The organism is Allobosea sp. P4_E12 (assembly GCF_056401655.1).
The window spans coordinates 1-4,507 of record NZ_JBFUIY010000095.1 but is presented as its reverse complement, the minus strand read 5'-3'; the positions used below and the strand labels follow the sequence as shown (position 1 = coordinate 4,507).

The 4,507-nt window shown below is 59.9% G+C and carries 4 protein-coding genes; 1 reads left to right on the top strand and 3 read right to left on the bottom strand.

Annotated elements, in window-relative coordinates; all coding sequences use genetic code 11:
* Positions 1 to 215: 215 nt before the first annotated feature.
* The 3 genes from AC1DW9_RS36185 to AC1DW9_RS36175 all read right to left on the bottom strand — a co-directional run bounded on the left by AC1DW9_RS36185 (position 216) and on the right by AC1DW9_RS36175 (position 3,041).
* On the bottom strand, positions 216 to 380 hold the full coding sequence (locus tag AC1DW9_RS36185) for a hypothetical protein (RefSeq protein ID WP_476777521.1): 165 nt from the start codon (positions 378 to 380) through the stop codon (positions 216 to 218).
* 303 nt (positions 381 to 683) lie between these two features.
* Positions 684 to 1,043, bottom strand: coding sequence for a hypothetical protein (locus tag AC1DW9_RS36180; protein ID WP_476777520.1), 360 nt, complete (start codon positions 1,041 to 1,043; stop codon positions 684 to 686).
* Between the two features lie 123 nt (positions 1,044 to 1,166).
* The gene (locus AC1DW9_RS36175; protein WP_476777519.1) at positions 1,167 to 3,041 is read right to left on the bottom strand and encodes a hypothetical protein; all 1,875 of its coding nucleotides are present in this window, start codon (positions 3,039 to 3,041) and stop codon (positions 1,167 to 1,169) included.
* A gap of 272 nt (positions 3,042 to 3,313) precedes the next feature.
* Here AC1DW9_RS36175 and AC1DW9_RS36170 point away from each other — a divergent pair, with 272 nt between their 5' ends.
* Positions 3,314 to 3,601 carry a hypothetical protein gene (locus AC1DW9_RS36170; protein WP_476777518.1) on the top strand — a complete coding sequence of 96 codons (288 nt, stop codon included), beginning with the start codon at positions 3,314 to 3,316 and terminating at the stop codon, positions 3,599 to 3,601.
* Positions 3,602 to 4,507: the final 906 nt, after the last annotated feature.

Here is a 4,507-nt window from a genome sequence, read left to right as displayed (position 1 = left end):
CCGGCGGCAGCGAGAACCGGCACATCTTCGCGATCGTCTCGCGGCTCAGACCAAAAACACGCGCCGCCTCACGGCGGCTCTTCCCCTGATTGAAAACAAAATCACGAACCGCCGCGTAGACCTCCACCGCGAACATCCCCGCCAACCCCAAAAGGGATCAGCCTATCCAACTGGTTGGCTTTTACGCCGCCCGCGCCACCACAAGCGAGGGCGCTTCATTGGATGGTTTTGTCACCGCCCTGCACACCGTCGATGCTGACGCCAATCACCGAATACTGCACGGCTCGCGGGAAGGCTTTCGATCCATATTCCTCGAAGGCGGCTGCGCACCGCTCCACTGCATCGGTCAGGCCGATATCGAGGTTGAATTCGAAGCTCATGGCTGTCCGCCCCTGATATGGTTGAGGCCGGCCACATCCCCATGTAGCCGGCCTCGGGGTACTCACTTCTCCGCTGCTGGCGCGGGGGCCGGACCAAGAACCCGTGGCGCCAGTCTTCTTTCGCGACGCCGGAATGGCATCGGCTCGCGATACATCTGAGATCAGGCCAGACCATAAAAGTTTCAACCGCACCCCGTGCGCTTGGATTTCTGTTGCATTTCTACTGAGTAACGGGGGCGTTCGGGGGGTGCAAAAAGATCTGTGTCACAACCCGATGCTTATCAGGATCGACAGAGACCGCCCTCACAATGCCTCAAGCTGACCCGGCGTGTCATCGAGCCCACGCGGCCGAATAGGGCGACGTAGGCGGGCTGTAAGCGCTTCAGCGGATTGCTTCTGATCGTAGCCGCGCTCGCATCGGAGGATGCGTATAGTCATGATGACGATCTTGGTGGCGCTGACCGTCATGCGGATCTGCGTGACACCATCCACGGTCCGCCACCCCTGCTCTGTGAGAAGCCTGACGACGGCCTCGGTAATCGCAGCATCGACAATATCGGCTGGTGGCCTGCCAGCCTCGGCTCGGCGTCTGCGAGAAGCCTCGGCTCGCTCCCTGGCTGCCTCGCGCTTGGCTGAATCCTTCGGGGTCTTCGAGCGGGCCATCTCCCATCCTCCTGCCCTGGAGATCGAGGATGACGGTGAAAGCCACAACCGCAGTGGTGGAAGCCTGGACTTCTTCGACGTCCCAGCCTCGATGGCAGAAAGCCGCGACTCCCGACTCGCAGATCAGGCTACAGCTTTCTCGACTCCCCAGCCCGAACCGCCTTCCGAAAGGGGGAGACGTCGGTTGGCAGCGCGTTCAGCATCGGTCTGGGGAGGAACAAGAAGCTCCGATCTCTGATAGCCTTCCAGGGCCTCCCGATAGAGTGCCTCCTTCCGACGCTTCCATCCCTTTCCGAAATGCATAAACGAGAATTGCTCGCGCTCCCCCGGCACGGGGAAATGCTCTACCCACCGATTAGAGGCGAGAGCTGCCTTCCAGACCTCCAAGCGCCTAGCAGCCTCGACGCGGTCGTAAATGGGACATCCACGAGCATCGACCTGGAAATACTCAGTCCGATCGATCTTGCGAGGAGCCCAGGACCGACCAGCAGGAAGGAGTCGAGGACCGCGACGAGCAGGAGAAGAAGGAGTAGGAACGACGGGGCGAGTAGGAAGAACGGGAACCGAAGCGGGAGGAGCCGGAAGAGGAGGAAGAGCACCATCTCCCTGTGTCAGTGAAGAAACGGCAATTTCCGTTTTATTTCCGGAGCTTACTACCACATTTTTGACGGACGAGAACCCTGCCTCATAACGCTCCATTTCGGCGGCCATGATCGCGATCAGAGCGTCCTTGTGGTCGTCCTGGACGATAAATGAATCGTGAATTGGAAGGCAGACGATGCCCTTCTTCATGCAGGCCTTGATGACTCGGATCGCGATCTCGCTGTCGTCGAGCATCAGCCGAACACCTTTGTCCGAGCAGACATCGTCAGCGATCTCGGGATTGCGCGCGACAATCCGGTCGATCAGGTCTGAAGTGGCAGCGAAATCGTGCGGCCACCTGGACCCGTCTTTGAAAGTCGCGTGGAGCAGTGCGCAGATGGCCTGCCTCCGAGTGCGGGCATTGATGACGACAAGCAGCGCAAGTTTGGCATGGGCTCGGGCTACACCCGCAATCTCATACGGATCGTGCTCCAGTTTCACGCCTCGCTTGGCGTACAGCATGCGGATGTGCATCGAGGCATAGTCGTGCTCGTACACCTTCTTCCCGTCGACAAGCAGGTGCTTCCGGCGCGACCATGGCAGGTTTTGGCCGAACCAGTAGATGCGGCCACCGTGGGTGAAACTCGACCTGCAGAAGGACCTGTGCATGAAGATCGGACCGGTCCTGACAGTCGCTCCGTCGACCATCAGCAGGTCGCCGCGCCGAACGACGTCTTCATCGGGGAGCTCGATGGTGACGCTCCTGACGAAGGTATTGAGGCGGGCCATGTCGCGCCGCATCGCGATCGTCTTGCCATTTTCATCATACCCAACCAGCCGGCCCTTGGCATCTCGCAGCCTGATCGTCTCGACCGGGTCGAATTCAAATGCAGCATCCTCAAAGGCAGCGAGCAACTGCGGTGTCGCACGCATGCGGCTCTGGAGCTTGATCTTTCGCCGATGAGCGCCTGGCTTCTTGCGATCTTCGTTGATCAAGCGGAGCTGAAGGAGGATTTCGACGCACAGTTTAATTCGCCCGTATGCGTATGGAATGCCAGCGTAGCGGCCTGAAGCGCGATAGAAATCCTGATTGCGGCTGTAGCTGACCCACTCGCCAGCCCGTCCGGCCAGCACTAGGTCGGCCATCATCGAGCGCATGCAGCGGTCGTCGTCATCGACGCCGGTCAGTTGATAGCCGGTGCGGGCTACGGCGTCCTTGTCGACTTTCCAGTGGAAGCTTAGCGGGCGGTCGCGTTCACCCGCTGGGGTGTCATCATTGGCCCCGCGAAGCGATCTGCCGATGTCGCTGTCCCAGAATCTTGCGGCTTCGACGATGGAATCGTCGGCCTTCTGGGACGCTATCACGGTCTCTGCGTATGCAAGCAGCTGAGCAAATTCTGGGTCGATCGATGCCATTCTGGCCAGGTCCATTAAGGCCGCGCGGCGGGGATTCGCGCGGATTTCTCAAAATGGTCCCGGGAAATCCTGAAAGCCTCAAGATCTGCGATAGCAAATAATTCCGGATATCTGTTCTTGCTTTTCGAACACATAGAGCCCGCAAGCATCGCGAGACGTTAATCTTCGAAATTCAAAGGAACGTATACACCAAAATCTTTCTCTGAGTGCTCGACGTTTTCATCGACTGCCCGGACCTCCGTTGAATGGACGCGCGCGGATCGTTGCAAATCATGGTCAAGCCCGGACGACCGGCCGGTCGCCGGACGACTCGTTCGCGGACGCTCGATGACCTGAAGCGGATGGTCTGCGAGGAGGTCCGCGCCGAGATCTTCCGACGCCGGCTGACAGATGCCGATATCGATCGGATGCTCGGCCGGCACATTACCGCGCTGGCCGCTATACGCGCCGGCGACTGGACCTCGGTCGGGCCGGACATCCTACTGTGTCTCATCGAGAAGCTGAGTCTCCCGGTCATCGCGAAGATCGAACACAGCGTCCTGACGAGGACCGCCGCGTGAGGATTCTGGCTCTCGACCTCGCCACAAGGGCCGGTGCCAGCGTCAAACCACCAATCGATCCATCGTGACCGCCTGGTGCGACTTTGCTGCCGGCCTCAAGAAGCCCGACCGAGCTCGCGCTCGGAAATGGCGGCGTCTCCAAGGCTGATGCAGCTTCGCTTGCGACCATGGTTTTCAAGCTGCCGGAAGGCCTGCGCGAGGATGAGATAGACGCCAGGATCCTGCACGAGGCAGCGCGCGTCTGGTTAAAACGCCAGACCATCTTGTCGGCGGCCCGGAGGCCACGCGGGAGTACAAAGCGACGCCCTCCTAGGAAACTGTCAAATCCGTCAGTTTCAGCGGAGGGTGAAGGATCAAGCCCGTCACAGATTCCTCTTTCATAAGTCGATGCTCGTCCGCAGCTGCTCGTGAGCAACAGAGCTCGCAGCCCCAGATAGTGCAACTTCTGCCGACGATGATGATCTAATGGTCGTTCCGCAACGCGTCGGCCGCAGTAGCGGTTCGGGCGAGATCGTTCGATTGCCGTACGGTTTCCAGCGCGGTAGAGGCTGTCGTCTGCTTTCACCGCGTCAGTTCGATCCCAGCTGGCGCTTCATCAGCCCCGGACCGCTTCCACCTCCAGCAGTGCACGCATTCTATGATTTTATCGATAAGATCGCGGCGCAAGGAGATGCCTGGAGCATCGTAGAGAAGTTTAAAGAGCGCTTCACTGGCGGCGCCGGCCGAAGCAGCGTAAGCGCGGTCTGACGGCCGCCTTGCGCGAAGAGTCCTGATCGCGCTGTTTCGATGTCTCCTGAACGGAGACGGGCATGGCCGACGAGATCGACGGAGATGCGAGGGGTCCTACGACCGATCGTAGGAGTGGTCACAGCGGCCGCGTGCAGGTGATCGCGCGGATGTCGAGCC

Excerpts from the sequence above, each read along its gene's own strand:
- AC1DW9_RS36185 (WP_476777521.1), bottom strand. The coding sequence starts at position 380 with ATGAGCTTCGAATTCAACCTCGATATCGGCCTGACCGATGCAGTGGAG.
- AC1DW9_RS36180 (WP_476777520.1), bottom strand. The coding sequence starts at position 1,043 with ATGGCCCGCTCGAAGACCCCGAAGGATTCAGCCAAGCGCGAGGCAGCC.
- AC1DW9_RS36175 (WP_476777519.1), bottom strand. The coding sequence starts at position 3,041 with ATGGCATCGATCGACCCAGAATTTGCTCAGCTGCTTGCATACGCAGAG.
- AC1DW9_RS36170 (WP_476777518.1), top strand. The coding sequence starts at position 3,314 with ATGGTCAAGCCCGGACGACCGGCCGGTCGCCGGACGACTCGTTCGCGG.